This is a genomic window from Streptomyces sp. NPDC048182, from assembly GCF_043202555.1.
Classification (GTDB): domain Bacteria; phylum Actinomycetota; class Actinomycetes; order Streptomycetales; family Streptomycetaceae; genus Streptomyces.
In genome coordinates this window covers 205,480-232,249 of sequence record NZ_JBIDAQ010000006.1, presented here as the reverse complement: position 1 = coordinate 232,249, position 26,770 = coordinate 205,480, and the positions used below count along the sequence as shown (strand labels likewise).

General features: G+C 72.5%; 25 protein-coding genes and 1 tRNA gene. 10 read left to right on the top strand and 16 right to left on the bottom strand.

Annotation, left to right across the window (positions count from 1 at the left end):
* Positions 1–326: 326 nt before the first annotated feature.
* Positions 327–560 (bottom strand): helix-turn-helix transcriptional regulator, encoded by a 234-nt coding sequence (locus ACGFZL_RS14465; RefSeq protein ID WP_393691569.1) that lies wholly within the window; start codon positions 558–560, stop codon positions 327–329.
* A gap of 466 nt (positions 561–1,026) precedes the next feature.
* Between ACGFZL_RS14465 and ACGFZL_RS14460 the strand changes: the two genes are divergently transcribed.
* The gene (locus ACGFZL_RS14460) at positions 1,027–1,308 is read left to right on the top strand and encodes a helix-turn-helix domain-containing protein (protein WP_393691567.1); all 282 of its coding nucleotides are present in this window, start codon (positions 1,027–1,029) and stop codon (positions 1,306–1,308) included.
* On the top strand, positions 1,309–2,547 hold the full coding sequence (locus ACGFZL_RS14455) for a tyrosine-type recombinase/integrase (RefSeq protein ID WP_393691565.1): 1,239 nt from the start codon (positions 1,309–1,311) through the stop codon (positions 2,545–2,547).
* A gap of 89 nt (positions 2,548–2,636) precedes the next feature.
* Here ACGFZL_RS14455 and ACGFZL_RS14450 read toward each other — a convergent pair whose 3' ends face one another.
* From ACGFZL_RS14450 to ACGFZL_RS14440, 3 genes are all read right to left on the bottom strand, one after another.
* Positions 2,637–2,984: a hypothetical protein gene (locus tag ACGFZL_RS14450; protein WP_104780120.1), complete on the bottom strand. Its 348-nt coding sequence runs from the start codon at positions 2,982–2,984 to the stop codon at positions 2,637–2,639.
* A gap of 114 nt (positions 2,985–3,098) precedes the next feature.
* Positions 3,099–3,171: transfer RNA gene (locus tag ACGFZL_RS14445), tRNA-Arg, on the bottom strand.
* 58 nt (positions 3,172–3,229) lie between these two features.
* Positions 3,230–4,555, bottom strand: coding sequence for a M6 family metalloprotease domain-containing protein (locus tag ACGFZL_RS14440; RefSeq protein WP_393691563.1), 1,326 nt, complete (start codon positions 4,553–4,555; stop codon positions 3,230–3,232).
* A gap of 298 nt (positions 4,556–4,853) precedes the next feature.
* Here ACGFZL_RS14440 and ACGFZL_RS14435 point away from each other — a divergent pair, with 298 nt between their 5' ends.
* Complete coding sequence (locus ACGFZL_RS14435; RefSeq protein ID WP_393691561.1) at positions 4,854–5,504, top strand: TetR/AcrR family transcriptional regulator; 651 nt, start codon at positions 4,854–4,856, stop codon at positions 5,502–5,504.
* A 124-nt stretch (positions 5,505–5,628) separates the two neighbouring features.
* Positions 5,629–7,191, top strand: a complete 1,563-nt coding sequence (locus ACGFZL_RS14430) for an MFS transporter (protein ID WP_393691559.1) — start codon at positions 5,629–5,631, stop codon at positions 7,189–7,191.
* A 34-nt stretch (positions 7,192–7,225) separates the two neighbouring features.
* On the opposite strand, the gene ACGFZL_RS14425 is transcribed toward ACGFZL_RS14430, so the two are convergent.
* Positions 7,226–7,741: a MarR family winged helix-turn-helix transcriptional regulator gene (locus tag ACGFZL_RS14425; RefSeq protein WP_393691557.1), complete on the bottom strand. Its 516-nt coding sequence runs from the start codon at positions 7,739–7,741 to the stop codon at positions 7,226–7,228.
* 137 nt (positions 7,742–7,878) lie between these two features.
* Here ACGFZL_RS14425 and ACGFZL_RS14420 point away from each other — a divergent pair, with 137 nt between their 5' ends.
* From ACGFZL_RS14420 to ACGFZL_RS14410, 3 genes are all read left to right on the top strand, one after another.
* Positions 7,879–8,640 carry a dioxygenase gene (locus tag ACGFZL_RS14420; RefSeq protein ID WP_393691891.1) on the top strand — a complete coding sequence of 254 codons (762 nt, stop codon included), beginning with the start codon at positions 7,879–7,881 and terminating at the stop codon, positions 8,638–8,640.
* Positions 8,641–9,013: 373 nt separating this feature from the next.
* Complete coding sequence (locus ACGFZL_RS14415; protein WP_355174075.1) at positions 9,014–10,012, top strand: sigma-70 family RNA polymerase sigma factor; 999 nt, start codon at positions 9,014–9,016, stop codon at positions 10,010–10,012.
* A gap of 241 nt (positions 10,013–10,253) precedes the next feature.
* Complete coding sequence (locus ACGFZL_RS14410; RefSeq protein ID WP_393691555.1) at positions 10,254–10,988, top strand: TetR/AcrR family transcriptional regulator; 735 nt, start codon at positions 10,254–10,256, stop codon at positions 10,986–10,988.
* Positions 10,989–11,029: 41 nt separating this feature from the next.
* Here ACGFZL_RS14410 and ACGFZL_RS14405 read toward each other — a convergent pair whose 3' ends face one another.
* On the bottom strand, positions 11,030–12,004 hold the full coding sequence (locus tag ACGFZL_RS14405) for a helix-turn-helix transcriptional regulator (protein WP_393691553.1): 975 nt from the start codon (positions 12,002–12,004) through the stop codon (positions 11,030–11,032).
* Positions 12,005–12,067: 63 nt separating this feature from the next.
* On the opposite strand from ACGFZL_RS14405, the gene ACGFZL_RS14400 reads away from it, so the two are divergent.
* Positions 12,068–13,618 carry an MFS transporter gene (locus tag ACGFZL_RS14400; protein WP_393691551.1) on the top strand — a complete coding sequence of 517 codons (1,551 nt, stop codon included), beginning with the start codon at positions 12,068–12,070 and terminating at the stop codon, positions 13,616–13,618.
* A 33-nt stretch (positions 13,619–13,651) separates the two neighbouring features.
* Here the strand turns inward: ACGFZL_RS14400 and ACGFZL_RS14395 are convergent, their stop codons facing one another.
* The 3 genes from ACGFZL_RS14395 to ACGFZL_RS14385 form a co-directional block, all read right to left on the bottom strand.
* Complete coding sequence (locus ACGFZL_RS14395) at positions 13,652–14,404, bottom strand: DUF6227 family protein (protein WP_393691549.1); 753 nt, start codon at positions 14,402–14,404, stop codon at positions 13,652–13,654.
* 197 nt (positions 14,405–14,601) lie between these two features.
* The gene (locus ACGFZL_RS14390) at positions 14,602–15,627 is read right to left on the bottom strand and encodes a P1 family peptidase (RefSeq protein ID WP_393691547.1); all 1,026 of its coding nucleotides are present in this window, start codon (positions 15,625–15,627) and stop codon (positions 14,602–14,604) included.
* Positions 15,628–15,719: 92 nt separating this feature from the next.
* On the bottom strand, positions 15,720–16,997 hold the full coding sequence (locus ACGFZL_RS14385; RefSeq protein WP_393691545.1) for a low temperature requirement protein A: 1,278 nt from the start codon (positions 16,995–16,997) through the stop codon (positions 15,720–15,722).
* 73 nt (positions 16,998–17,070) lie between these two features.
* Between ACGFZL_RS14385 and ACGFZL_RS14380 the strand changes: the two genes are divergently transcribed.
* Positions 17,071–17,253: a hypothetical protein gene (locus ACGFZL_RS14380; protein WP_355174089.1), complete on the top strand. Its 183-nt coding sequence runs from the start codon at positions 17,071–17,073 to the stop codon at positions 17,251–17,253.
* A gap of 19 nt (positions 17,254–17,272) precedes the next feature.
* Here ACGFZL_RS14380 and mscL read toward each other — a convergent pair whose 3' ends face one another.
* The 6 genes from mscL to ACGFZL_RS14350 form a co-directional block, all read right to left on the bottom strand.
* Complete coding sequence (gene mscL, locus ACGFZL_RS14375) at positions 17,273–17,764, bottom strand: large conductance mechanosensitive channel protein MscL (protein ID WP_393691542.1); 492 nt, start codon at positions 17,762–17,764, stop codon at positions 17,273–17,275.
* A 126-nt stretch (positions 17,765–17,890) separates the two neighbouring features.
* Positions 17,891–18,499 carry a hypothetical protein gene (locus ACGFZL_RS14370; RefSeq protein ID WP_393691540.1) on the bottom strand — a complete coding sequence of 203 codons (609 nt, stop codon included), beginning with the start codon at positions 18,497–18,499 and terminating at the stop codon, positions 17,891–17,893.
* Positions 18,500–18,653: 154 nt separating this feature from the next.
* Positions 18,654–19,496: an S-methyl-5'-thioadenosine phosphorylase gene (locus tag ACGFZL_RS14365; RefSeq protein WP_393691538.1), complete on the bottom strand. Its 843-nt coding sequence runs from the start codon at positions 19,494–19,496 to the stop codon at positions 18,654–18,656.
* A gap of 98 nt (positions 19,497–19,594) precedes the next feature.
* The gene (locus ACGFZL_RS14360; protein ID WP_355174096.1) at positions 19,595–19,918 is read right to left on the bottom strand and encodes an FmdB family zinc ribbon protein; all 324 of its coding nucleotides are present in this window, start codon (positions 19,916–19,918) and stop codon (positions 19,595–19,597) included.
* A 67-nt stretch (positions 19,919–19,985) separates the two neighbouring features.
* Entirely contained in the window at positions 19,986–21,272 is a 1,287-nt protein-coding gene (locus ACGFZL_RS14355; protein ID WP_393691535.1) for an MFS transporter, read from the bottom strand.
* 263 nt (positions 21,273–21,535) lie between these two features.
* The gene (locus tag ACGFZL_RS14350) at positions 21,536–23,035 is read right to left on the bottom strand and encodes a potassium/proton antiporter (protein ID WP_393691889.1); all 1,500 of its coding nucleotides are present in this window, start codon (positions 23,033–23,035) and stop codon (positions 21,536–21,538) included.
* 235 nt (positions 23,036–23,270) lie between these two features.
* On the opposite strand from ACGFZL_RS14350, the gene ACGFZL_RS14345 reads away from it, so the two are divergent.
* Positions 23,271–26,072, top strand: coding sequence for a penicillin acylase family protein (locus tag ACGFZL_RS14345; protein WP_393691533.1), 2,802 nt, complete (start codon positions 23,271–23,273; stop codon positions 26,070–26,072).
* Here ACGFZL_RS14345 and ACGFZL_RS14340 read toward each other — a convergent pair.
* Complete coding sequence (locus ACGFZL_RS14340) at positions 26,059–26,673, bottom strand: 5-formyltetrahydrofolate cyclo-ligase (RefSeq protein ID WP_393691531.1); 615 nt, start codon at positions 26,671–26,673, stop codon at positions 26,059–26,061. The two genes, ACGFZL_RS14345 and ACGFZL_RS14340, sit on opposite strands and share 14 nt — an antisense overlap.
* Positions 26,674–26,770 lie beyond the last annotated feature (97 nt).

Here is a 26,770-nt window from a genome sequence, read left to right as displayed (position 1 = left end):
GCTGGGGACGGTCCCCGTGTGCTTCCACATCCGCCGAGTGTTCGACGGTCCCCGACGCGGGGGACCGTGTGTCCGTCGGATCCCGACGGCGCCAGGGGACGCCCTCGCCGGGGACGGCGGGAGTGGGCCAGCCGGTCGGGGAGATGTTCGTGGGGGTGGGGGACGTAGAGTCCTCCATAGGCGTTCCTCTCCGGTGAGGGGCAGGACGGGCAAGGTCCCGCCCCTCACAAGCTCATTCGTTCAGGGATGGGCGATCAGTTGGGAAGTCTTGGGCCCTCGGCGTTGGTGCGCCGGGGGCCGCTTCGTTGCCCGCTCCAGACGCGGGGTCAGGCCGTGAGGTCGTACGACGTCTGGGCATCCAGCCACGCGTCCACCTCCCACCAGCGGTAGCGCAGGTGACGGCCAACCTTGTGGACCCTGGGGCCGATGCCCCGGTACTTCCACTGGTAGAGCGTCTTCACCGGCACCCCGAGATACGCGGCCACGTCGGTGGGAGTGGCGAGCTGGTCACGCTCGGCGTCGGCAAGGCGCGGGGAGTGGTTCGGCAATGAGGTCTCCATATCGGAATCAGGGTTTTGGATGGCAGGCGTGGGCAACACAGTCACACCACCCATGGAAGCGTCCAGAGTGAATTCTGAAACTCCCGGCCACTTCCCTCGGCGTCGCCGGGGAAGACCAAAACAGTAAGGGCGGATCGTCGGTTGCCGAAATCGCTCCCGCGGAAGCCGAAATTTTCTGCGACGAAGCAACCGGCCGGGGTGCCGGAATCCGGTACCTCGGCAGCTCAGAGGTAGCGTGCAGCAGTCAGAAGTGACGCGGCCAGCCCGCCGGACACTGCACCCAATAGGTGCTCAAATCGCCCACTTCTTTGACGCGGAGGGAAGGTAGCACAACCTCCCTGCTGAAACGGCTCGTGATGTATGGGAATTCGACGAGACGAACACCACTTCGCCCCCGAACGACTTTTGGAGAGTTTAAGAACTAACTCTTGCCATAACGGCCGGCTGCAAGTTACAGCTATCTGTCATGCCCAACCGACCTGTCAAAATAGGCCCCGTCAGCCTCCACGCCGCCCGCGCCATCGAGCACCTACGTCTCGTGCGCGGTCTGACCCAGCACCAGCTCGCCGCCCGCTGCACGGCTCTGGGCCGCCCGATGAGCAACACCGTCCTCAGCCGAACCGAACGCGCCCACCCGCGCTGCGACGTAGACGATCTCGTCGCCATCGCCACGGCGCTCGGCGTCCCTCCCACAACCCTGCTCCTGCCGCTCCCGTCGGTGTCGAGCGATGGCCGGAGGGGGTGCTAGTTGGCTCGGGTCTGGATTGAGGACCGCATAGGGCACGCGGCGTATGTACGGGCCGTCGCGGACGCCAAGCGGGCGGGGCGTACGCCACCGGGGCGCTACCGCGTGCGGTGGTACGACCCCGACGGCAAGCCGAAGATGAAGACCTTCGCCCGCAAGGTCGACGCCGAGGCGGAGCGGACAAGGATGGAGTCGCGTCTCAACGACGGCTCCTATCGCGATCCCGCAGCCGCGCGGGTGAAGTTCGCAGAGGTGGCGGAGTCCTGGCTGGCGGCGCAGCTCCACCTCAAGCGCTCAACCCGGGCTCGCTACCGCGGTGTTCTCGACGTCCACGTGATTCCCAAGTGGGGTACCACCCCGCTGGACCGCATCCACTTCGAGGATGTCGCCGAGTGGCTTGCGGATCTGCTGTCCGGCGAGGCGACCGGCGGCAGGAAGCTCAGCCCCCGGTCGGTCCGCAAGGCGTACGTCGTCCTCAGCCGCGTACTCGGCTACGCGGTCAAGGCCCGTCGTCTGGCGGCCAACCCGGCTGTCGGCGTGCCTCTGCCGAAGGCGATGCCCGCTGATCACGTGTACCTCGACGACATGCAGGTCGACGCGCTGGCTACCGCGTCAGGCGCCTACCGGGTGTTCATCCTGCTGCTGGCCTACACCGGACTGCGCTGGGGCGAGGCATCCGCGCTCAAGGTGGGCCGCGTCGACCTGAGCGCCTGTCGAGCCCACATCGTGGAGGCGTACGCCGAGGACAACGGCAAGCTCTACCTCGACACCCCCAAGAACCACGAGCGCCGGTCCGTACCAATCCCGCGGTTCCTGGCCGACGAGCTGAAGCCCCACGTCAAGGGGAGGGGAGATGGCGACTTGCTCTTCACCGCCCCGCAGGGCGGGCCGCTGCGGGCCCGGAACTTCCGTCAGCGGTTCTTCGCGCCGGCGGTCGGGAAGACCGGGCTGGGGCATCTCAAGGTCACCCCGCACAAGCTGCGCCACACGGCGGCCTCGCTCGCCATCGCCAGCGGCGCGGACGTCAATGTCGTACAGACGATGCTGGGCCACAAGTCCGCGACGCTGACCCTGGACACCTACGGGCATCTCTTTCCCGACCGCCTGGACGAGGTCTCGAAGAAGATGCACAAGCGCCGCTCCAAGCAACTGGCCAAGGCGAAGGCCAAGCTGGAGAAAGCGGAGCGGAAGGCCCGTGAGGCCGCCGAGACCGTGGCCGCCCTGGAGGAAGACGCCGCGTGATGTGTGCCTAACCCGTGCCGGGGAGCCGTAACCGAAGGGGGCACCCCACCGCCCTGATGCGGTGGGTGCCCCCTTGCGTCTTCTTCGGATCAGGTCAGTCGCGGCCGACGGCTTTCGTCCCAGAACCGGTCCATCGCAGCAGCGGCCGCATCCCCAGCCAACCGCTCGATCCTCTCGGGCACCTCGCGCTCGTCGAGGACGAAGAGCCTCCCGCCGACGAGGTGGGTGGTCGTCTTCCAGCCGAGACGTCGTCCCGCTTCCCTGGCGGCACGCCGGACGTCCTTGAGCTCGCCCATCTCCGCAAGATCGTCAGCGCCAAGGATCAGCTGCCCGTAGTACCCCTCGTACTCCGGCCTCAGCGCGGCCAGCATCATCGACTCAAGTCGGTCGATCAGCCTCTCGTGCCGACGGCGAGCCAGCTCGTCCTTCGCGGGCATATCGCACAGCTCCCCACCTCTGCCCGCAGCACCCACGTGTGCCATATGTGTGCTGCGAGTACGAAGGCCCTCCCGTCCGATGGACGGAAGGGCCTCTGACCTGGCCTTTCGCTGTGCCCCCGGCAGGATTCGAACCTGCGACACCCGCTTTAGGAGAGCGGTGCTCTATCCCCTGAGCTACGAAGGCGAAGGCTGGTGGTGATCCACCGTCGTCAGTGTAGCGGGTGGGGTCGGGGCGGGGTGGGTCAGCTGCGGGTGACGCGGATGCGGTAGGTGCCGTCCGGGTTGGTGGACGTGACCTTGATCGTCAGGGCCGCGTGCGGGTCCTGGAAGGTCTCGCCCGGGGTGAAGGTCGCGTCGGAGAGTTCGGCGTGGACGTTGGGGCTGCGGGTGCAGCCGCCGCTGTCGCGCTGGGAGTCGTGGACGGTGACCGGGCCCATGCCGGTGTCCACGTCCGCGTCGACGCGGTAGATCAGGATGCCGGGGCGGCACACCGCCTCGTCGTTGCCGGAGCGGGTGCGCAGTTCGACGGCGTAGCCGGACTTGGCGTCGAGGGGGACGACCACCAGTTTGTCGCCGCCCCGGGTGCCCAGCGGCGCCAGGGTGTAGTCCGTCGTGCCGGGGGTGGCCGCGCAGTGGACCTGGGAGGGCGCCAGCCAGCCCAGCTTCCACTTGTGCCAGCCGAGGAGGTCGTTGTCGGCGCCCCAGTCCTCGCTCATGATGTCCCAGTGGCCGACCGCGCCCCCGCCCTCCTGGGTGTAGAGGTCGGGCAGGCCGAAGACGTGGCCGTTCTCGTGGGGCAGGACGCGGAAGCCGGTCTTGTCGTAGGAGCCGGAGCCGTCGTCCTGGCGGGAGTAGACGAAGGACGCGTTGGAGACGGGGACGCCGTCCGCCACCGGGGCCTCCGTGTTGCCGGCGAAGGTGACGGAGAGGACCGTGTCCAGTGCCGAGGGGCCGGCGTTCGGGGTGACCAGGACGTTGACCAGGTCGTAGTCGCGGAAGTCGACCTTCGGGTCGGCCACCGCGACGAGGTCCTGGACGAGCTCCCGGTAGCCGGGCTCGAAGGGCGCGCCGCGTTCTATGCCGTAGTCGGCGAACGACTTCGGCATGCGCAGCCAGTCGGTGACCGGCGTCTCGGGGCGGTAGTCCAGGCGGCCGTAGGAGCTGGTCGCGAACCAGTCCCGGGTCTGCGGGAAGAACTCGGCGTAGCGGTCCATGGCCTTGCCCTCGCCCACCGCGTCCGAGAAGTCGATCATCAGGGTGAGGGCGCGGACCGTGCCGGTGGAGCGGGCGTAGCCGGTGGCGGTGGGGACGCCCTCCGACATCTGGATCTCGGGGCCGCCGCTGATCATGCACGGGCCGTGCGCGGGGGAGAGGGCCAGGGCGGCCGGTCCGGCGCCCGTGCCGCCCGGTGCCAGCCGGCCGGTGCCGGCCGAGGTGCTGACCGCGAGGGTCAGCACGGTGACGGTCGTGAGGGCGGCCAGCCGGCGCGGCCGTATCCGCCCCCGCGGGGGTATCCGGCCCTTCGACGGCGGTGCCTTCGACGGCGGTGCCTTCGGCTGCGGCGGCACGTCGGCACCTCCCGGTCCACGGCAGCCGCCGGTGACCGGCTGCACCCTTGCGTTCACCCTGTGTCGGGCAGGGGGCGGGCGCGCGCTGGAGGGGCCGATCGTGGGTTTCCGGTCAGTAGCCGGTGGTGGGTGGGTTTCGTGCGCGCGGAGGGATGGGTGTGACGCAGGTCACGCCATGTTCTCGGCGGCTCGAGAAATAACCGGGGATCGTTTCCCCGTTTGGAACTGTGTCCGAGCGAAACGGGGAGGCCCTCCCCGGATCGCACGCAAGCAACGTCCACCGACCCAGGAGTACGTCGTGCAGACCGTAGCCCCCGAGCAGCGCAAGGCGCCCCGGCCCCGCGCCGACGCCCTGCGCAACCGGGAGCGGATCGTCGCCGCCGCCCGGGAGATGTTCACCGAGCACGGGCCCGACGTCCCGCTCGACGACATCGCCCGCCGCGCCGGCGTCGGCAACGCCACGGTGTACCGCAACTTCCCCGACCGTGACGCCCTCGTCCGCGAGGTCGTCTGCTCGGTCATGGACCGTACGGCCGGGGCCGCCGAGGTCGCGCTCGCGGAGACCGGCGACGCGTTCGAGGCGCTGGAGCGCTTCGTGCACGTCGCCGCCGACGAGCGGATCAGCGCCCTGTGCCCGATGGTCGCCACGACCTTCGACAAGTTCCACCCCGACCTCGAGGCGGCCCGCGAACGCGTCGAGCGGCTCGTCGCCGAGGTGATGGACCGGGCGAGGACGGCCGGCCAGCTCCGGGACGACGTGGGCGTGGGCGATCTGATGATCGCCGTGGCCCAGCTCAGCCGGCCCCCGGCCGGTACGCAGTGCCCGAACGTCGACCGGTTCGCCCACCGCCATCTCCAGCTCTTCCTGGACGGACTGCGGGCACCCGCCCGCTCCGCCCTGCCGGGGACCGCCGTGACCATGGAGGATCTGCGCCGGCCCTGCCACTGACCGACCGTTCCGCCTCCCAGCCCCGGGTGACCGGCGACAGCCCGCCGGTCGTCCCCTGCGATCGCGCCCCCGCACGTCTTTACACGCTCTCTTTCCGTCACGAAGTACCGAAGTGGGTATCCCCATGTCCGAAACAGCCGCCCCCCGGGCCACGCAGGCAGCCCCGGCCGCCGCCCTGCCCGACCCCGGCCGCTGGAAAGCGCTCGTCTTCATCGCGCTGGCCCAGCTGATGGTCGTCCTCGACGCCACCATCGTGAACATCGCCCTGCCCTCCGCCCAGCAGGACCTCGGCATCTCCGACGGCAACCGGCAGTGGGTCGTCACGGCCTACGCCCTCGCCTTCGGCGGTCTGCTGCTGTTCGGCGGCCGGATCGCCGACCTCTGGGGCCGCCGCCGCGCCTTCGTCACCGGCCTGGCCGGCTTCGCCGTGGCCTCCGCGCTCGGCGGCGCCGCCACCAACGACGTGATGATGTTCGGCGCCCGCGCCCTCCAGGGCGTGTTCGGCGCGCTGCTCGCGCCCGCCGCGCTCTCCCTGCTCGCCGTGATGTTCACGGACGCCAAGGAGCGCGCCAAGGCGTTCGGCATCTACGGCGCCATCGCGGGCGGCGGCGGCGCCGTCGGCCTGATCCTCGGCGGCTTCCTCACCGAGTACCTGAACTGGCGCTGGACCTTCTTCGTCAACATCCCGTTCGCCGTGGTCGCCGCGGCTGGCGCGATCATCGCCATCCGTGAGCCGCGCGGCGAGCGCAACCGCTCCTCGCTCGACATCCCCGGCGTCATCCTGTCGACCCTCGGCCTGGTCTCGCTGGTGTACGGCTTCACCCGCGCCGAGTCCAACGGCTGGAGCGACTCCCTGACGGTCGGCATGTTCGTCGCCGCCGGTGTGCTGCTGGTCTCCTTCGTGCTCGTCGAGTCGAAGGTCAAGGCGCCGCTGCTGCCGCTGCGCGTGGTCACCGAGCGCAACCGCGGCGGTGTCTACCTCTCGCTGGGCCTGGCGATCATCGCGATGTTCGGCCTGTTCCTCTTCCTGACCTACTACCTCCAGGTCGTGAAGGGCTACTCGCCGGTCAAGACCGGCTTCGCCTTCCTGCCGATGATCGCCGGCATGATCACGGGCTCCACGCAGATCGGCGCCCGCCTGATGACCCGTGTCGCGCCCCGGCTGCTGATGGGACCCGGCTTCCTGGTCGCCGCCCTCGGCATGCTGGTCCTGACCCAGCTGGAGATCGACTCCTCCTACGCGGCCCTGCTGCTGCCCGGCATGCTGCTGCTCGGCCTCGGCATGGGTACGGCGTTCATGCCGGCCATGTCCCTGGCCACCCTCGGCGTGCAGGCGCGCGACGCCGGTGTCGCCTCGGCGATGGTCAACACCTCGCAGCAGGTGGGCGGCGCCATCGGCACCGCGCTGCTGAACACCATCGCCGCCTCGGCGACCACGTCCTACATCGCCGACCACATCGGCGGTGCGACGAACCGCTCCCAGCAGCAGCTCGTACTGCTCCAGGGGCAGGTGCAGGGCTACACCAGCGCGATCTGGTTCGCCGTCGGCATCCTGCTCGTCGCCGCCCTGATCGCGCTGACCCTGATCAACGCCGGGCGCCCGGGCGGTACGCCGGTCGCCGGTTCGGACGCCACGTCCGGCGAGGCGGTCGAGGACGAGCTGGCGGTGCCGGTGATCGCGCACTGACCCACCGCGGGGATCGGGGGGACCAGCCCGTGGCTCAGCGAAGCCAGGGCAGGTCCGCCCCCGCCTCGCTCGGCTGAAGTCCCTCGGCGACGATCCGCATGATCTCGCCGAGGGACTTCTGCTGTTCCGGGGTGAGCCGGTCGAAGACGGCCTGGCGCACCGCGTCCACGTGGCCGGGCGCGGTCCGCCGCAGCACCGCGTACCCCTCCTCCGTCAGCACCGCGAACTGGCCCCGCTTGTCGGAGGGGCAGTCCTCGCGCCGCACCCACGCGTTCTTCTCCAGCCGCGCGATCGCGTGCGAGAGGCGGGAGCGGGTGATCTTCGCGGACCTCGCCAGCTCCGTCATGCGCATCCGGCGCCGGGGCGACTCGGCGAGCTTGACCAGCAGGCCGTAGTAGACGTGCGGCATGCCCGCGTCCCGCTGGAGCTGGCGGTCGAGGTGGTCCTCGAGGAGGGTGGCGGCCTCGATGTAGGAGCGCCAGACGCGCTGCTCCTCGGCGGTGAGCCAGCGGGGCGGCCCGGTGGGGGCGGGGACAGGTGCCGTGTTCATGCGTCCACTGTACGGACCTGGTAATTGAATCTTAAACAGCAGCGGCGTACCGTCGTAAGGCAACCGTTTGAGAGTTCAAGTACTGGAGGTGTCCCGCCGTGACCGCCACCGCCGAGGACCGTATGCCCGCGGACCGCATGCCCGCCCTCTACCTCAGCCACGGCGCCCCGCCCCTCGCCGACGACCCGGTGTGGCCCGGCGAGCTGGCCGCCTGGTCCGCCGCGCTGCCCCGCCCCAAGGCGGTCCTCATCGTCTCCGCGCACTGGGAGGAGGCCCCGCTCGCCCTCGGCGCCACCCGCACGGTGCCGCTCGAGTACGACTTCTGGGGCTTCCCCGAGCACTACTACCAGGTGCGCTACGCCGCCCCCGGCGCCCCGGCGCTCGCCGACTCCGTACGCAAGCTGCTGCGCGCCCCCGGCACGCCCGTGCAGGACGTCCCGGACCGGGGGCTCGACCACGGCGCCTACGTGCCGCTGGTCGAGATGTACCCCGGCGCGGACATCCCGGTCCTCCAGGTCTCCATGCCGACCCTGGACCCGGTGCGGCTGATGGAGACCGGGCGCCGGCTCGCGCCGCTGCGCGACGAGGGCGTGCTGATCATCGGCTCCGGCTTCTTCACCCACAACCTGGCCGCGCTGCGCCAGGCCGGCGTGCCCGCCTGGTCGGCGGAGTTCGACGACTGGGGCCGGCGGGCGCTGGAGGCGGGGGACGTGGACGCGCTGCTCGACTTCACCCGCAAGTCGCCGGCCGGCGCGCTGGCCCACCCGCGCACCGAGCACTTCGCCCCGCTCTTCGTGACCATGGGCGCGGCGGACGCGGCCGGTGAGCTGGGCACCCGGAGGTCGGTGATCGACGGCTTCTGGATGGGTCTTGCCAAGCGGTCGGTGCAGTTCGGCTGACGGCGCCGCCCCTGACAACCCCCGGCGGGCGTCGGCCGTCCTTATGGCTGAGGGGGTGAGGAATGGTGGGAGGAACGGTGCGTGACGGGGATCTCATCCACCCGGCCGGGGCGCTCGGCCCGGGCGTCCCGGACACCGCCCTGACCTGGACCTCCGGCCCGGCGGCGCGGCCCGCACCCCCCGTGCGGCTCGGCAGGGTACTGCATGATCACCCGAATCGGGGGCGGCGGGGGGAATTCTGTCCGGTTTCCAGTCGTTGTTTCCCACGGATGCCGGGCACCCGAGGAGAGTCCGCACAACAGACCCAGCCAGGCAACGGTGCCTCAGACATCCGCAGGACCGCCCGCTGAACCACCATCGCAAGGGAGCACGCATGGCAACCCGTGCCGTCGCCCGTCGTAAGTCCGCCACCGGCGAGACCTCCGGCGCGGCAACCAGCGTCCGCGCCAACGGCGGCGAGCTCGCCGACCGCGATCTGGTCGGCATGTACCTCGACGAGATCGCGCGGACCCCGCTGCTCGACGCCGCCAAGGAGGTCGAGCTCTCCCAGACCATCGAGGCGGGCGTGTTCGCCCGGCAGGTCCTCGAAGGCTATGAGGAGACGGGCGCGGACGCCACCCGGGAGGAGCTGGAGGCGCTCGTCGAGGCGAGCGAGCGCGCCAAGGACGTCTTCATCCGCTCCAACCTCCGCCTGGTCGTCGCCGTCGCCCGCCGGTATCCGCGCAGCGGCCTGCCGCTCCTCGACCTGATCCAGGAGGGCAACGCCGGCCTGGTCCGCGCGGTCGAGAAGTTCGACTACCGCAAGGGCTTCAAGTTCTCCACGTACGCCACGTGGTGGATCCGCCAGGCCATCACCCGCTCCATAGCGGACCAGTCGCGCACCATCCGGCTGCCCGTCCACCTGGTGGAGGAGCTGGGCCGCATCCGCCGCGTGCAGCGCGAGTTCAACCGCGAGCACGGCCGCGAGCCGGAGCCCGCCGAGATCGCCGCCGAGCTGGGCTCCACGCCGGAGCGCGTCACCGACGTGCTCGACTGGGCCCGCGACCCGGTCTCGCTGAACATGTCGGTGGACGACGAGGGCGAGACCCAGTTCGGCGACCTCCTCGAGGACACCTCCGCCGTCTCGCCCGAGCAGTCGGTGCTGACGCTGCTGCGCAGCGAGGAGCTGGACGACCTGATCGGCCGCCTCGACCCGCGCACGGCCTCCATCATCAAGATGCGGTACGGCATCGACGACGGCCGCGAGCGCACGCTGACCGAGGTCGGCAAGGAGCACGGGCTCACGCGTGAGCGGATCCGCCAGATAGAGAAGCACGCGCTGCTGGAGCTGAAGAAGCTGGCCCGCGACACCGGCTTCGAGGCGGCGGCCTAGCAGGTGAGGGCCCGGGCATCAGATCCCCCCGGGCCGCCTCACCGCACCACGACCACGTCCCGACGCACTCCCCCCGGTGCCGGGACTTTCCCGAGCCGGGCCGGCGCCTCTCCCCCCGAGGTGCCGTGCCCGGCTCCTCCTGCGTTCGCCGACGTCCGCTGGAAGGCGGGGCACCCCGTACCTGAACCCCGGGGTGCCCCGCCGGATGGCAGATTCTGCCACAGCGGCATAGCCTGCCGACGTGAGCAGCACCACCCCTCCCACCAGCGGCGGCGACCCCGCGCCGGCCCGCACCCCGGGCCCCGCCCCGGCCCCCGTCTCGCTGACCGAGCGGCGCAGGACGGAGACCCGCCACCAGATCGCCCGGTCCGCCGCCCGCCTCTTCGTGGGCCAGGGACTGCGAGCCACCCGGGCCGAGGACATCGCCCGCGCCGCCGGCATCGCCCCGCGCACCTTCTACCGCTACTTCGCCACGAAGGAGGAGGCCGTCGCCCCCCTCTACGCCCTGGGCGCCGACCGCTGGGCGGAGGCGGTGCGCGACGCCCCGGCCGGCCTCGCCCCCACCCCGGCCCTGGAACACGCCGTACGGCACACCCTGACGCCCGGCGCCGGGGTCTCGGCGGCCTCCTGGGAGTGGGCGCGCGTCCTCGTCCGCCTCGCCGAGACGAGCCCCGCGCTGCGCCGGGTGTGGGCCGAGGTCTGCCACACCACGGAGGGCACCCTCGCCGACGTCCTCTCCGCCCGCCTGGCCGACGGCGACGACAACGTTGCCGCCCGCCTCGCCGCCTCACCCCACCTGCGCTTCGGCGCCGCCGTCGCCGGCACGGCGGTCCGCGCGGCCGTGGAGCACTGGGCCACGGCGACGCCCTCGGCCGTCGACCCGAAGAGCCCCCTGGACCAGGCACTGCGCAATCTGGCCGTCCTCCGCGACTTCCGGTGGGAGGACGCCGCCGAGGCGGACGCCCCCGAGGCGTGACCCCGTGCGGGGGGGCCGGCGCGGGCCGCCGGGCTGGACCCTCACGGCGCCGGGCCCGCCGCCCGCCCCAGCCGCGCCCCCATCTCCCGCGCCGCCGCCACCACTTCCGGCGGCCCCTGCACCCGGAACTCCACGCCCAGCGTCGCCAGCCGCAGCACCAGGGACTCAGCCGGTCCCGCGAGTGTCGTGCGGAGGGTGCAGGTGGCGCCGTCCGCGGACGGGGTCGGGGAGCCCAGCCAGTGGGGGAGGCGGGGGGCGACCGTCTCGGCGGGGGCGGCGAAGGCGACCTCCAGGGTGTAGGAGTCGCCCTGCTGCCACATCGAGCGCCGCAGGTACTCCGCCGCGCTGCCGGTCGGCAGGTCGCGCGGGGTGAAGCGGGCGCCGGTCGCGAAGGGGTCGCTCACCCGGTCGACGCGGAAGGTGCGCCAGTCCTGCCGGTCGAGGTCGTAGGCGACCAGGTACCAGCGCTGTCCCGTCGAGACCAGCCGGTACGGCTCCGTCAGGCGCCGTGAGCCGGTGCCGTCCTTGGCGCGGTAGGCGAACCGCAGCTTCTCGTGGCCGGCGACCGTGGAGGCCATGACGGTCAGCGTCTCGGGGGCGATGCTGGAGCCGTCCCCGCTGGTCAGCGGGGTCGTCGCGGCCTGGAGGGTGGCGACGCGGTGGCGCAGCCGGGAGGGCAGGACCTGCTCCAGCTTGGCCAGCGCCCGCACGGACGCCTCGTCCACGCCGGCCACCGCGTGGCCCGCCCCGGCGCGCAGCCCGACCGCGATGGCCACCGCCTCCTCGTCGTCCAGGACCAGCGGCGGCATCGCCTTGCCGGCGGCCAGCCGGTAGCCGCCGTCGGCGCCCATGGACGCCTGCACCGGGTAGCCCAGTTCGCGCAGCCGGTCGACGTCCCGCCGGACCGTGCGGCGGGAGACGCCGAGCCGCTCGGCGAGTTCGCCGCCGGGCCACTCGCGGGGCGTCTGGAGGAGGGACAGCAGCGTCAGGAGTCGTGCCGGGGTGTCCGTCGTCATGGGATCGAGGATGCCGCAGATCTAGGTCATGATCTGACCTACTGGGGCCATAGCGTTGCTCCCATGAGCTTCTCGAAGACCTCGGAGACCCCGGACATCAGGCCTGCGGATCCCGGTGACCGCCGTCGCTGGTTCGCCCTCGCGATCGTGATGACGGCGGCGTTCATGGACCTCGTCGACGTCACGATCGTCAACATCGCCATCCCGTCGATCCAGCACGACGAGGGCGCCACCTTCAGCCAGATCCAGTGGATCACCGCCGGCTACGCGCTCGCCTTCGCCGCCGGCCTGATCACCGGCGGGCGGCTCGGCGACATCCACGGCCGCAAGCGCGTGTTCCTCATCGGCATCGGCGGCTTCACCCTCGCCTCCGCGCTGTGCGGCCTCGCCGCCAACCCCGAGATGCTGGTGGCCTCGCGGGTCCTGCAGGGCGGCATGGCGGCGCTGATGGTGCCGCAGGTGCTGTCCATCGTGCACGCCACCTTCCCCGCGCACGAACGCGGCAAGGTCTTCGGCCTGTTCGGCGCGATCGTCGGCCTCGGCGCGGTGTCCGGACCGCTGCTCGGCGCGCTGCTCACCGAGGGCAACCTGTTCGGACTGGAGTGGCGGCCCATCTTCCTCATCAACCTGCCGGTCGGCATCGCCGGACTCCTCCTCGGCAGCCGCTTCATCACCGAGTCCAAGGCACCGCGCGCCCTGCGCCTCGACCTGGTCGGCGTCGCCCTGGTCACCATCGGCCTGCTGATGCTGGTCTACCCGCTGACCCGGGGCCGCGAGCTGGGCTGGCCGGTGTGGGGGTACGTGTCGATGGCCGGGTCGGTCGTGGTCCTCGCGCTGCTGGTGGCGTACGAGCGGCGCAAGAGCGCGCGGGACGGCTCGCCGCTGGTCGAGCTGTCGCTGTTCAAGGTGAAGAGCTTCGCCGGCGGCATCGCGGTGCAGACGGTCTTCGGCGTCGCCCTCGGCGTGTTCTTCCTGGTCTGGACGCTGTACATGCAGGTCGGCCTCGGGTGGAGCCCGCTGCGGGCCGGGCTGACCGGCGTACCGTTCTCCCTCGCCGTGTCCACGGCGGCCGGCCTCTCGGTGCAGACGCTGGTCCCGCGCTTCGGGCGCAAGGTGCTCCAGGCCGGCGCGCTGACCATGGTGGCCGGGGTGCTGCTCTACGTCTGGGAGGCCGAGCGGTACGGGCTCGGCATCGCCTCCTGGCAGATGGCGCTGCCGCTGGTGGTCATGGGCGCCGGCATGGGCCTGATCGTCGCCCCGCTCACCGACGCGGTGCTCTCCCAAGTGCCGCGCGAGCACGCCGGGGCGGCGTCCGGGCTGATCAACACCGTGCAGCAGATGGGCAACGCGCTGGGGCTCGCCCTGGTGTCGGTGGTCTTCTTCGGGACGATGAGCGACCGCCTCACCCCGGCCTCGATCGGCCCCGCCTACGTGGACGCCTTCCAGCACGCGCTGCTCTGGGTGGCCGGCGTGATGGGCGCCATCTTCCTGCTGATGTTCGCGCTGCCCAAGCGCCCGGCACAGCACCTGGAGGGCGCCGACGGGACCGACGGAGCCGACGGGGCCGGGGGCTCGTCCGCGGCGGGGACGGAGCGGGAGCCCGCGCTGGTCTGACGGTGAGGGCGTGCGGGGGCCGCGGCGGGCCGCTCAGGAGACCTGGGCGGCCCGCCGCTCCATGGCCCGGCGGGCCGCGTCCTCACTGGCGTACACCTCGCACATGTGCCGGCCGTCGGGCGTGGCCGTGTGCTCCACCTCCCACACCGACAGCTCCGCGCCGTCGGCCAGCAGGAAGGCGTGCTCGTACAGCGAGAAGCCGAGGCGGGAGCGGCCCGGGCCGCCGAACGCCTGGGTGATCTCGTGCGCCGACGCCGACGCCAGCCGCGCGGCCAGCTCGGTGCCGGGTCGGTCCGCGTTCTCCGCGCGGCGCAGCAGGCGGCGGGCGTGGTCCGCCGAACCGTCCGGGACGTACACATGGCGCGGTGCGGGGAGGCAGGACAGCTCCACCGGCTCCGCCGGCACCACCAGCTCCAGCTCGGGTCCGTCGGGCTGCGGCCCGAGGCCGGAGCACGGGCCGAGCGCGCGCAGCTCCTCCTCGTCCAGATACACCTCGTGGTGCTGCTCCCCGCCGGGCACGGTGTTGTGGACCAGCTCCCACAGCGTGAGCGCCGAGCCGTCGGCGAGCAGCCACGTGTGCCGGTACACCCTGCGGTGCAGGCCCGCGCTGTGGTGCGCCGAGTGCAGCGCGCTGTCGTGCGCCAGCGCGCAGTCGAGGCGGCGCAGCGTCTCGTCGGGCAGCTCGAACGAGTTCAGGGCGCGGCCGAGCAGCCGCGCGAGATGCTCCTCCGGAGACTCGGGCGACTCGGCCGACTCGTACGCTGCCGTCTCGTACGGAACGCTCAAGGTCTCTCCCGGCGTTGCTGCATGTCACCTGGTGGGTGCATACCGTAGCTCCTCCGCCGGACATCATGTCCGGGAACCGCGAAAACCTCCGCACGAATTACGCGCCGGGCGCGCGAGAAGTTCCCGCACGGCCCGGCTGGGCGGCAAAATCCCCTGATCAAGGGCGTGTTGCGCCGGTGCGGGGGCCGATGCGGGGGTCAGTCGCCGTACAACTCCCCGTACGACGGCCAGGTCCCACCGGGGCCGCGCACCCCGGTGGCCGCCCGCACCGCGCGCACGATCGCCCGGGTGACCAGGTCCGCGCCCGCCGCCAGGACCGGGTTCAGGGCGAGCGGCCCGGGGCCGAGGGCGCGGTCGCCGGTCGCCAGCGCGAAGACCGTGTCGCCGTCGTCCAGTCCGTGCACCGGCCGGACGGCGCGCGCGATGCCGTCGTGCGCCGTGCCGGCCAGCTTCTGCGCCTGCGCCCGGGTCAGGTCCGCGTCGGTGGCGACCACGACGAGCGTGGTGTTGAGCGGGGGCGGCGCGTTCACCGCCGCCGACTCCGCCAGGCGCCGCCGCGCCGCCTCGTGCCGCTCCGGCGCCGGGTACGCCACCCGCCGGCCCGCGAACAGCTCCCCGTACAGCACCCCCGTCTCCGGATCCATCGCCGACCCCGCCGCGTTCGCCACCACCAGCGCCGCCACCGTGACGCCCGACTCCAGCCGCCTGCTCGCCGTGCCGACGCCGCCCTTCAGCTGCCCGGCCACCGCGCCCGTGCCCGCGCCGACGCCGCCCTCGGCCACCGGCGCGCCCGGCGCGCTCGCGTGCGCCGCCTCGACGGCCGCCCGTCCGAGGGCCGCGTCCGGACGGGCCCGGAAGTCGCCGCCGCGCCCCAGGTCGAAGACGCAGGCCGCCGGGACCACCGGCACCACGTGAGCGGCCTCCGGGCCGACCCGCACCCCGCGGCCCCGCTCCTCCAGCCAGCCCATCACCCCGGACGCCGCGTCGAGCCCGTAGGCGCTGCCGCCGGTGAGCACCAGCGCCTCGACCTTCTGCACCAGGTTGCGCGGGTCGAGCGCGTCGGTCTCCTTGGTGCCGGGGCCGCCTCCGCGCACGTCCACCGCGGCCACCGCGCCGCCCTCGGGCGCCAGCACCACGGTGGTGCCGGTGAGCCACCCGCCGCCGGCGCGGGTCGCGTGGCCCACCCGCAGACCGGCGACGTCCGTCAATGCGTCAACTGTCATGCCGCCAGTGTCGGACAGCGGCCAGGGCGGGCGCCGTCACGCGGCGGACGTCAGGCGGCCCACGTCACGCGACCCGCTTCGCGCGCCCGACGTCACGCGGCCGGGGTCCTCGCCTCACCGCCTCTCGCCCCACCGCCTCTCGCCCCGCCGTCCGGCGCCCCGTGGCGGGCGGTCAGCGTCACCCCCGTCGCCACCGCCAGCGCCAGCACGACGCCCGCCGTGAGCACCCCCCAGTCGCCGAGGAACGTGCAGCAGATCACCAGCAGCGCCGCCGTCGGCAGCACCAGCTGCTCGGCGATACCGGCCTTGAAGTGGCGGGCGTGCAGCAGCCACACCGTGACCAGGTACAGCGCCGTCGGCAGGGTCACCGCGGCGGTGGCCGCGAGGCGGGAGACGTGCGCCGCGCCGGCCGCCTGTTCCACCGCCACCTCCAGGCCCGCGCCGATCGCCGCCGCCGAGGCGAAGACCAGGTAGTGCCCGTAACCCCACACGAACGCCTGTCTGCTGGAGCGCAGATGGCCGTGGGCGGGCACCACGAAGTAGATCCACCAGGCGGCGAAGACGATCAGCAGCCCGCCCGCCGCGATCGGCAGCACCTCGCGCAGCGCCTCGTTCTCCTGCACCCCCGACTTCACCGCGACGGTGGCCGCCGCCACGGTCTCGCCCAGCACGATGATGGTGAACAGCCCGTACCGTTCGGCGATGTGATGCGGATGCCAGGACGAGGGATGGTGCCGCTCCGCGAACGCCGGCACGCACATCTCCAGGACCGCCATCCCCAGGAACAGCCAGGGCCGGCCGGCCTCGGGCAGGAACAGCAGCCCCAGCCAGCCGACCTGGCAGAGCAGCACCCCGGCCGCGTACCGCACGGCCATGCCCCGCTCGCGCGGCCCGGCCGAGCGCGCCGCCCGCAGCCACTGTGCGGTCATGGCGAGCCGCATGATGGCGTACCCGAGCCAGACGGCCAGGAAGTCGTGGTCCTCGAAGGCGCGGGAGATCCCGGCCGCGAGCACCAGCACACCGGCGATCTGCACCAGGGTGACGACCCGGTAGAGCACGTCGTCGTTGTCGTACGCCGAGGCGAACCAGGTGAAGTTCATCCAGGCCCACCAGATGGCGAAGAACACCATCGCGTAGTTCAGGATGCCCTCGCCGGCGTGCCCCTCGGCCACGGCGTGCACCAGCTGGGCGCCGGCCTGGGCGACGGCCACCACGAAGCACAGGTCGAAGAGCAGCTCCAGCGGCGAGGCGACGCGGTGCGCCTCGTGTTTGCCGCGTGAGGTGAGCCGGCGCAGCGGGCGGTGGCCGGCGGGCGGCCCGGTCGACGGAGTCGGGGGCGGGGGCGTCGGCGGAGTCGGACTGGACGTCATGCGTACCAGCACACCAGACCGGGCGCGGGGCCGCCCGGCGACTCCGGATTCCGCCGGGCCGTACCCTGGAGGCATGAGTACCGCCCCCGAGCCCGAGCCGCGCGCCCCCAGGCCGGCGCTGGTCTTCGACGACCCGCTGGACCAGCAGTCCTCGGACGACACCGACCGGGGCTGGGGCGAGCGGGCCGAGAGCGCCGCGGACAGCGCGGCCGACCTGAAGCGCTTCCTGGACGAGGTGCCGCCCCACCACGTGTGAGGCGGCCCGTCCCCCGGCGTCAGAAGCGGCCGGGCCCCGCCGGGGGCTCCGCCGGCCCCGAGCCGCGCTGCGCGACCAGCGCGTCGCGGATCTCCTTCAGCACCTCCAGCTCCGTCACCTCGAGGATCTCCTTCGTGCCTTCGCGGGCCTTGCGGCGGGCCTCCATCCGGGCCAGGTACTTCGACATGGGCAGCACCATGAGGAAGTAGACGACGGCCGCGGTGATCACGAACGTCAGGGTGGCGCCGAGCACCGAGCCCCACAGGATCTTGACGCCCTCCGCGTCGTCGCCGGAGCCCCGACACGGGGCCTTCAGGCATGAGCTGTAGCTGTCCAGGCTCTGTGTGCCGATGGCTCCGACCAGCGGGTTGATGACCCCCTTCACCACGGAGTTGACGATGTTGGTGAAGGCGGCGCCGATGACCACCGCCACCGCCAGGTCGATGACGTTCCCGCGCATCAGGAAGGCCTTGAAGCCCTGCCAGACGCTCGGCTCCTTCTTCTCGCTCACCTCGGGTGATCTCCTCGCGTGCACAGGTGGGGGACCGAAATCCTCCGCAACCTACGCCAGCGCGGGCCCGTCCTGTCCAGTCCGGCCCCTCGAGCGGGGGCCTCGCGCATGCGGTCGGGCACGTGCTCAGCACAGCGTCACCGCCAGCCGTGCGCGGGCCGCGGCGCCGACCAGCCGGTGGGCGGTGGCACGCGGGACCGAGAGCACCACCAGCGCCCCGTCCACCGCCCCGTCCCGAGCCGGCTCCGGCACCTCCCGCACCCGCGCACCCCGCGCGATCACCAACGCGTCCCCGTCCACGCCGTCGCCCTCGGACGCCACGACGTCAACCCGGTCGCCCGGCCGCAGCAGCCGCACCGTCTCCGCGTCGGCGATCCGCACGGGCGCCGCGACGAGCGCCGCCGACGGTGCCGTCCGCTGCCCCGCCGCGCGCCGCTCCCGCACCGCCTCGCCGGTCACCGGATGCCCGCGGGCCCCTTGGCCGTCCCGCGCGCCACCCCCCGGCTGGGGCCCCGCGGCCACCAGCGCCGCCGCGGTGACCGCGAGTCCGACGGCCACGGCACGGCGCCGGTGCCGCGCCAGCCGGGACAGCCCGTGCCGCCCGCCGCGCACCCGCACCGGCGCGAAGTGCGGGACCTCGCAGGTGGGCGGCGCGTCGGTGCCGAGCGGGGGCGGGACGGGGCCGGAGACGGACAGGGCAGGGGGAAGGGGAGCGGGAGCGAGAGGACGGAACACGGTGACCACCCGGTGGCTCGGAGGGAATCGCTTGCCCGTCCACGATGGCCCGGATCGCCGCCGCCCGTCGGCGCCTGTGGATGCCCCACCGGGTTGTGGACAACTCCACCACCCGAACGAGACGTTCCACCCCTACCCGCAACCCCCGGCCCGGCTACGGCAGCGCGATCCCCGGATCCATCCCGCCCAGCGACGCCCCGCACCCGCAGTCCCGCTCCCCGGCCGCCGGCAGCGCCGCCACCGCGTCGAACAGCACGCCCCGCAGCCGGTCCACGTTGGCCGCGAACACCCGCAGCACCTCCTCGTGGGAGACGCCCTCGCCGCTCTCGGCGCCGGCGTCGAGGTCGGTGACGAGGGTCAGCGAGGTGTAGCACAGCTCCAGCTCGCGGGCGAGGGCCGCCTCGGGGTGGCCGGTCATGCCCACCACCGCCCAGCCCTGCGCCCGGTGCCACAGCGACTCGGCGCGGGTGGAGAACCTCGGCCCCTCGACCACGACCAGCGTGCCGCCGTCCACCGGCTCCCAGTCCCGCCCCCGGGCCGCCTTCAGCGCGGCGGCGCGGCCGGCCGGGCAGTAGGGGTCGGCCAGCGACACGTGCACGACGTTCGGCACGGTGCCGTCGGCCAGCGGCGTCCCGTCGTAGTAGCTCGACGGGCGGGACTTCGTGCGGTCCACGAACTGGTCGGGCACCAGCAGCGTGCCAGGACCGTACTCCGGCTGGAGCCCGCCCACCGCGCACGGGCCGAGGACCTGGCGCGCGCCGACCGAGCGCAGCGCCCACAGGTTGGCCCGGTAGTTGATCCGGTGCGGCGGCAGATGGTGGCCGCGGCCGTGCCGGGGGAGGAAGGCGACCCGCCGGCCGGCGACCTCGCCGAGGAAGAGGGAGTCGCTGGGCGGCCCGTAGGGGGTGTCCACCGCGACCTCGGTCACGTCGTCGAGGAACGAGTAGAAACCGGAGCCGCCGATCACGCCGATCTCGGCATTCGCAAGGTTCGCCATGCCCGCACCCTAGCCGTGCGGCCCACGCCCGGAACACGCCCCCGGACACGCCGAGGACCCTGCCGTCGGGCGACGACAGGGTCCCGGAAGACGGAGAGCTAAGCGGCCGTGCTGCTGCTCGAAGAGCTGGAGCCGGCGCTGCTGGAGGACGACTTCGAGTCCGAGGAGGACGACGACTTCGACTCCGACGAGGAGGAAGACGACTTGGCCGCCGAGGAGGACGCCGGCGAGCTGCTCGACGAGCTGCCCCGGCTGTCGTTGCGGTAGAAGCCGGAGCCCTTGAAGACGATGCCGACCGCCGAGAACACCTTCTTCAGGCGGCCCTTGCAGTTCGGGCACTCCGTCAGGGCGTCGTCGGTGAACTTCTGCACCGCCTCGAGGCCCTCGCCGCACTCGGTGCACTGGTACTGGTACGTCGGCACTGTGTTCCTCCTGGCACTCTCACTCGATGAGTGCTAACGACGCTCCATAGTGACGTATTCCGGAGGATCAGTCCACTGTGGCGGGCACGCGGTGACCGACGCCACGTGCCACCGTCCGCCCCGGCGCGCGGGCGGACAGCCGCGACCGCAGGGTCACCAGCGTCGCCAGCGCGAGCACCGTGCCGCCCATCGGCACCAGGAACCCGGCCCCGTCGCCGAGCCCGTCCTCCAGCTGCCCGGCGACGGTCACGGCCGCCGCCTGGCCGAGCGCGACGGCGCCGGTCAGCCAGGTGAACGCCTCGGTGCGGGCGCCGGCCGGGACCAGGCTGTCGACCAGGGTGTAGCCGGTGACCAGGGCGGGCGCGACGCACATGCCGACCAGCAGGCCGAGGCCGGCCAGGACCAGGACGGAGTGCGCGGCCCACAGCCCGGACGCGGTCAGCGCCAGGGCGCCGTAGCCGACGAGCAGGCGCCGCTGCGGGGCCACCTTCCAGGCGACGGCTCCGCAGACGAGCCCGGAGAGCATGTTCCCGGCGGCGAAGACGCCATAGAGGACGCCGTTCAGGCCGGGCTCGCCGATCGACTCCGTGAAGGCGGCCAGCGACACCTGCATGCCGCCGAAGACGGAACCGATGCCCAGGAAGGCCACGATCAGCACCCGCACCCCGGGGACGCGCAGCGCGGAGACGTGCTCCACGCGCGCGAGGTCGCCGTCGACGGCGCCGACCCGCGGCTGCGTGCTCTTCCGCGCGGCGAACAGCAGACCGCCCACCAGGGTGAGCGCGGCCTCGGTGACCAGCCCGGCAGCCGGGTCGACGGCCGTGCACAGGGCGGTGGCGACCAGGGGGCCGAGGACGAAGGTCAGCTCGTCGGTGACGGACTCGAAGGCCGCCGCCGTGCTCATCAGCGGGGAGCCGCCCAGCTTGACGCCCCAGCGGGCCCGCACCATCGGCCCGATCTGCGGCACCGAGGCCCCGGTGGGCACGGCCGCCGCGAACAGCGCCCACAGGGGCGCGTCCGAGAGCGCGAGGGCGGTCAGGGTGAGGCCGGCCGCGGAGTGCGCCAGCACCCCGGGGAGCAGGACGGCGCGCTGCCCGTGGCGGTCGGCGAGCCGGCCGCTGTAGGGGGCGAACAGCGCCATGGAGACGCCGGTGGCGGCGGCGACGGCGCCCGCGACGCCGTAGGAGCCGCTGGTGTGCTGGACGAGCAGCACGATGGAGATCGTCAGCATGGCGAACGGCTGGCGGGCGGCGAAGCCGGGGAGCAGGAACGTCCAGGCGCCGCGGGTGCGCAGCAGCTGCCCGTAGCCCGGGCGGCGGGGGGAGGAGGTCGACGGGGTGACCGTGGACGCCACGGCCGTGCCTTTCTGCCGCCTGGTAGCGCGGGCCCGTCGTGGATCCTCACGTGGGGTGCGCCGAGAGCTGTCCTCTTGCGCGGACTGCGGTAGATACCGGAGCCCGGTGCGGTGCGGGGCGTTCCGGCCGCCATACGGTCGCGCCAGCTCTGCGTCAGGCAGAGTTGGTTCGATCAGGTGCCGCCTTCATCGTACAGGGATCAAGGGCCGCGGCACCTGTGAAAGCGAGCACCATCGCGCCGTACGCCCCCCGAGCGGAGGCGCTACCCCGCCCCGCCCCCCGTGTGCAGCCACCCCGCCAGCTTGCCCCCGTGCCCCACGGCCCGCAGTCGGGCCTCGGCCGCGTCCCGTACCGGGTCCGTCGCGACGACCAGGAGTTCGTCCCCGCGCCGCAGCCCCGTCGTCGGCAGCGGCACGAAGGACGTGCCGTCGCGGACCACCAGGGTGACCGCCGAGCCGGCCGGCAGCCGCAGCTCGTGGATCTCCACGCCGTGCATCCTGGAGCCCGGCGGGATGGAGACGGACAGCAGGTGCCCGCGCAGCCGCTCCAGGGGCGCCGACTCGATGCCGAGGTCGGCGGCCTCGTCGCCCTTGCCGAGCCCGAGCCGCCCGGCCAGCCAGGGCAGGGTCGGCCCCTGCACCAGGGTGTAGACGACGACCAGCACGAAGACGATGTTGAAGATCCGGCGGCTGTCCCCGACGCCCTCCACCATCGGGATGGTCGCCAGGATGACGGGCACGGCGCCGCGCAGCCCCGCCCAGGACATCAGCGCCTGCTCCTGCCAGGGCACCCGGAAGGGCGTCAGGCACAGCACCACGCTCAGCGGGCGGGCGACCATGGTCAGCACCAGGCCGATCAGCAGGGCGGGCAGGATGTCGTCGCCCAGTTCGTGCGGGGTGACCAGCAGCCCGAGCAGCACGAACATGCCGATCTGGGCCAGCCAGCCGAGGCCGTCGGCGAAGCCGCGGGTGGCGGGCCAGTGCGGCAGCCGGGCGTTGCCCATCACCATGGAGGCGAGGTAGACGGCGAGGAAGCCGCTGCCGTGGGCCATGGCGCCGGCCGCGTAGGCGGTGACGGCGATGGCCAGGACGGCGATCGGGTAGAGGCCGGAGGCGGGCAGCGCCACATGGCGCAGCCCCCACGCGCCGAGCCAGCCCACCGCGAGCCCGATGGCCGCGCCGATGGCCAGCTCCAGGGCGATCTCGCCGAGCAGCAGGTACCAGTGCTCGATGGGCCCGGCGGTGGAGAAGGCGACCACCAGGATGACGACCGGGGCGTCGTTGAACCCGGACTCGGCCTCCAGGGTGCCCGCTATGCGCGCGGGCAGCGGGATGCGGCGCAGCACGGAGAACACGGCCGCCGCGTCCGTCGAGGACACCACCGCCCCGACGATCAGCGCCTGCCGCCACTCCAGGCCGGTGAGGTAGTGCGCGCCCGCCGCCGTCACCCCGACGCTCACCGCGACGCCGGCGGTCGCCAGCGCGGAGGCGGCCGGCAGAGCCGGTCTCACCTCTTTCCACTTGGTCCCCAGGCCGCCCTCGGCGAGGATCACGACCAGCGCCGCGTAGCCGATGACCTGGGTCAGCTCGGCGTTGTCGAACTTGATGTCGCCGACGCCGTCCTGGCCCATGGCGACGCCGATGGCCAGGTAGACGAGCAGGCTGGGGAGCCCGCTGCGCGAGGAGAGGCGGACCGCCGCCACGGCGATCAGCAGGACGACCGAGCAGACGAGCAGGAGCTGGTTGAGGTGGTGGACAGTCAGCGGCCGTTCCTTCCCTGGCGCACAGCAGGACGATTCTGAAACTCCAACTACTTCGTTACCTTACCTAACTCTTGACGATTTCTTGACGTCCGGCTCGGTGGGATCGAACGCCCGTGCGCGGCGGTACCCGACTCCGCGTCAAGGCGGGCCCGGCCCTGCGCCTATGGTTGCTCCTGCGTTGTAGTACAAAGCACAGCCCGCCCCTGCCGCTCGTGTTAGGACAGCAAGGACAGCGATGCCCCCGAACACCACCGCCTCTACCGGTCAGCAGGGCCGGCAGTCCGGCAAGTCCGGTCGGAAGAAGGGGCGCAAGGCACGCCTGCTCGTCCTGGTGCTGGTCCTGGCCGTCGTCGGCGGCCTCGCCTTCGGGGCGTACTGGACGATCAGCACCGTCCGCGCGTCCTTCCCGCAGACCAAGGGCTCGATCACCCTGGACGGCCTCGCGGGCCCGGTCGACGTCAAGCGCGACGGCTACGGCATCCCGCAGGTCTACGCCTCCTCCGAGCAGGACCTGTTCATGGCGCAGGGCTACGTCCAGGCGCAGGACCGGTTCTACGAGATGGACGTGCGCCGGCACATGACCTCCGGGCGCCTGTCGGAGATGTTCGGCGAGGGGCAGGTCGACAACGACGAGTTCCTGCGCACGCTGGGCTGGGACCGGGTGGCGAAGAAGGAGTACGACGAGAAGCTGTCGGCCGCCACCAAGGGCTACCTCCAGGCGTACGCCAAGGGGGTCAACGCCTACCTGAAGGGCAAGGACGGCAAGGACATCTCCCTGGAGTACGCCGCCCTGGGCTTCACCAACGACTACAAGCCGCAGACCTGGACGCCGGTCGACTCGGTGGCCTGGCTGAAGGCGATGGCCTGGGACCTGCGCGGCAACATGCAGGACGAGATCGACCGGGCGCTGATGACCAGCCGCCTGGGCCCGAAGCAGATCGCCGACCTGTACCCGGCCTACCCCTACAGCCGGAACCGGGCGATCGTCCAGGAGGGCCAGTACGACGAACTGACCGGCACCTTCGACGGCGGCGACCCGGGCACGGGCGGAACAGGTGGCACGGGCGGCAGCGGATCGAACGGGTCCGGCACCGGAACGGGCACCGGCACCGGCTCGGGCACCGGCAGCGCCCTGGAGAGCCAGCTCTCCGGTCTCCAGGACGTCCTGGACGACCTGCCCACCGCCGTCGGCGTCAACGGCAACGGCATCGGCTCCAACTCCTGGGTCGTCTCCGGGCAGCACACCATCACCGGCAAGCCGCTCCTCGCCAACGACCCGCACCTGTCGCCGGCGCTGCCCTCGGTCTGGTACCAGATGGGCCTGCACTGCCGCGCGATCTCCGCCAAGTGCCAGTACGACGTCTCCGGCTACACCTTCGCGGGCATGCCCGGCGTCGTCATCGGCCACAACCAGAGCATCGCCTGGGGCCTGACCAACTCCGGGGTGGACGTCACCGACCTCTACCTGGAGAAGATCACCGGCGAGGGCTACCAGTACGACGGCAAGGTCGTGCCGTTCCGCACGCGCGAGGAGACCATCAAGGTCGCCGGCGGCAGCGACAAGAAGATCGTCGTACGGGAGACGAACAACGGCCCCCTGCTCTCCGACCGCGACGACGACCTGGTCAAGGTCGGCCGCAAGGCCACCGTCGACGCCGCCGCCCCCGACCGCGGCGACGGCTACGGCGTCGCGCTGCGTTGGACCGCCGAGGACGCGGGCACCACCATGGACTCCGTCTTCGCGATCGACCGCGCCAAGGACTGGCAGGGCTTCCGGGAGGCCGCCGAGCAGTTCGAGGTGCCCTCGCAGAACCTGGTCTACGCCGACACCGCGGGCAACATCGGCTACACCCTGCCGGGCCGGATCCCGATCCGCGACAAGAAGCACGACGGCTCGATCCCGGCCCCCGGCTGGGACCCCGACTACCGCTGGACCGGCCAGTACATCGACCAGGACGCGCTGCCGTACGAGTACAACCCCAAGCGCGGCTACATCGTCACCGCCAACCAGGCCGTCGTCGACAAGGACGACTACCCGTACACCCTCACCACGGACTGGGGCTACGGCACCCGCAGCCAGCGCATCACCTCCCTGATCGAGCAGAAGATCAAGGACGGCGGCAAGGTCTCCACCGACGACATGCGCCAGATGCAGCTCGACAACAGCAGCGAGATCGCCAAGCTGCTCGTGCCCCAGCTGCTGAAGATCGACGTGGACGACAAGTCCGTGCGCGAGGCGCAGAAGCTCCTGGAGGGCTGGGACTACACCCAGGACGCCGACTCGGCCGCCGCGGCGTACTTCAACTCGGTCTGGCGCAACATCCTCAAGCTGGCGTTCGGCAACAAGCTGCCCAAGGAGCTGCGGGTCAAGGGCCAGTGCCTGTGGGTGGACCCGGTGGACACCACGGGTCCGGCGGACAAGTCGAACAAGGTCAACGAGTGCGGCCAGCGCGACGCGGGCCAGGCGCAGCCGGACGGCGGCGACCGCTGGTTCGAGGTGGTCCGCGGCCTGCTGGACGACCCCAAGAGCGACTGGTGGACGACGCCCGACTACAACAACCGCAAGGGCGCCGACCACAACCGGGACGACCTGTTCAAGCGCGCCATGGTGGACGCCCGCTGGGAGCTGACCGCCAAGATGGGCAAGGACATCGACACCTGGAGCTGGGGCCGGCTGCACCGGCTGTTCCTGAAGAACCAGACGCTCGGCACCGAGGGCCCCGGCTTCTTGAAGTACGCGCTCAACCGCGGCCCCTGGAAGCTCAGCGGCGGCGAGGCGGCCGTCAACGCCACCGGCTGGAACGCGGCCGGCGGCTACGGGGTGGTCTGGGTGCCGTCGATGCGGATGGTGGTCAACCTCGGCGACCTGGACAAGTCGCGCTGGATCAACCTGACCGGCGCCTCCGGGCACGCCTACAGCGCCCACTACACCGACCAGACGGACAAGTGGGCGGCCGGCGAGCTGCTGCCCTGGTCGTTCACCGAGGGGGCGGTCGACGGCAGCACCAGCGACAGCCTGGTGCTCAAGCCCCGGTGAACCGCCGCGCCCCCGACGGCGTCACGACCGCGTCCACCGGCCGGTCGTGCGCCTCGGCGGGCACGCGCGCGAGGACCTCGGTGTCGTACAGCAGCACCAGCAGCGCGGGCCGCGCGCCCGACCGCTCCAGGCGGGCGAGCACCCGGTCGTAGGAGCCGCCGCCGCGGCCCAGCCGCAGGCCGCGGCCGTCGACCGCGAGGCCCGGCAGCAGCACCACGTCGGCCGCCGTGACCGCGTCCGGGCCGAGCCGCTGCCCGGCGGGCTCGGACAGTTCCATGCGCCCGCCGCCGTGCCGCACGCGCGCGAGGGAGCCGGGCCCCTCGTACGCGCCCCAGTCGAGGTCGTTGTCGGGCAGCAGGGCGGGCAGCAGCACCCGCACGCCCCGCGCGCGCAGCGCGTCCAGGAGCGCGAGGGTGCCCGGCTCGTCGCCCATGGAGACGTACGCCGCCACCGTGCGCGCCCTCGCGACCTCGGGGAGCCCGAGCGCCCGGGCGGCCAGCGCCTCGCCGGCGGCGTCCACCTCGGCGGCGGTCAGGTCGAACCGCGCGGCCAGCAGCCGCCGCCGCAGGGCCCGCTTGCCGGGCTCGTCCTCAGTGCCCATGGGACAGGTTCCTCACAGGTTCTTCCTCTCATGGTTCCGTCTCGCGTGATACTCAAATGCTCATATGAGCAATGCTGTGGAGAGTCGGGGGGTTCGT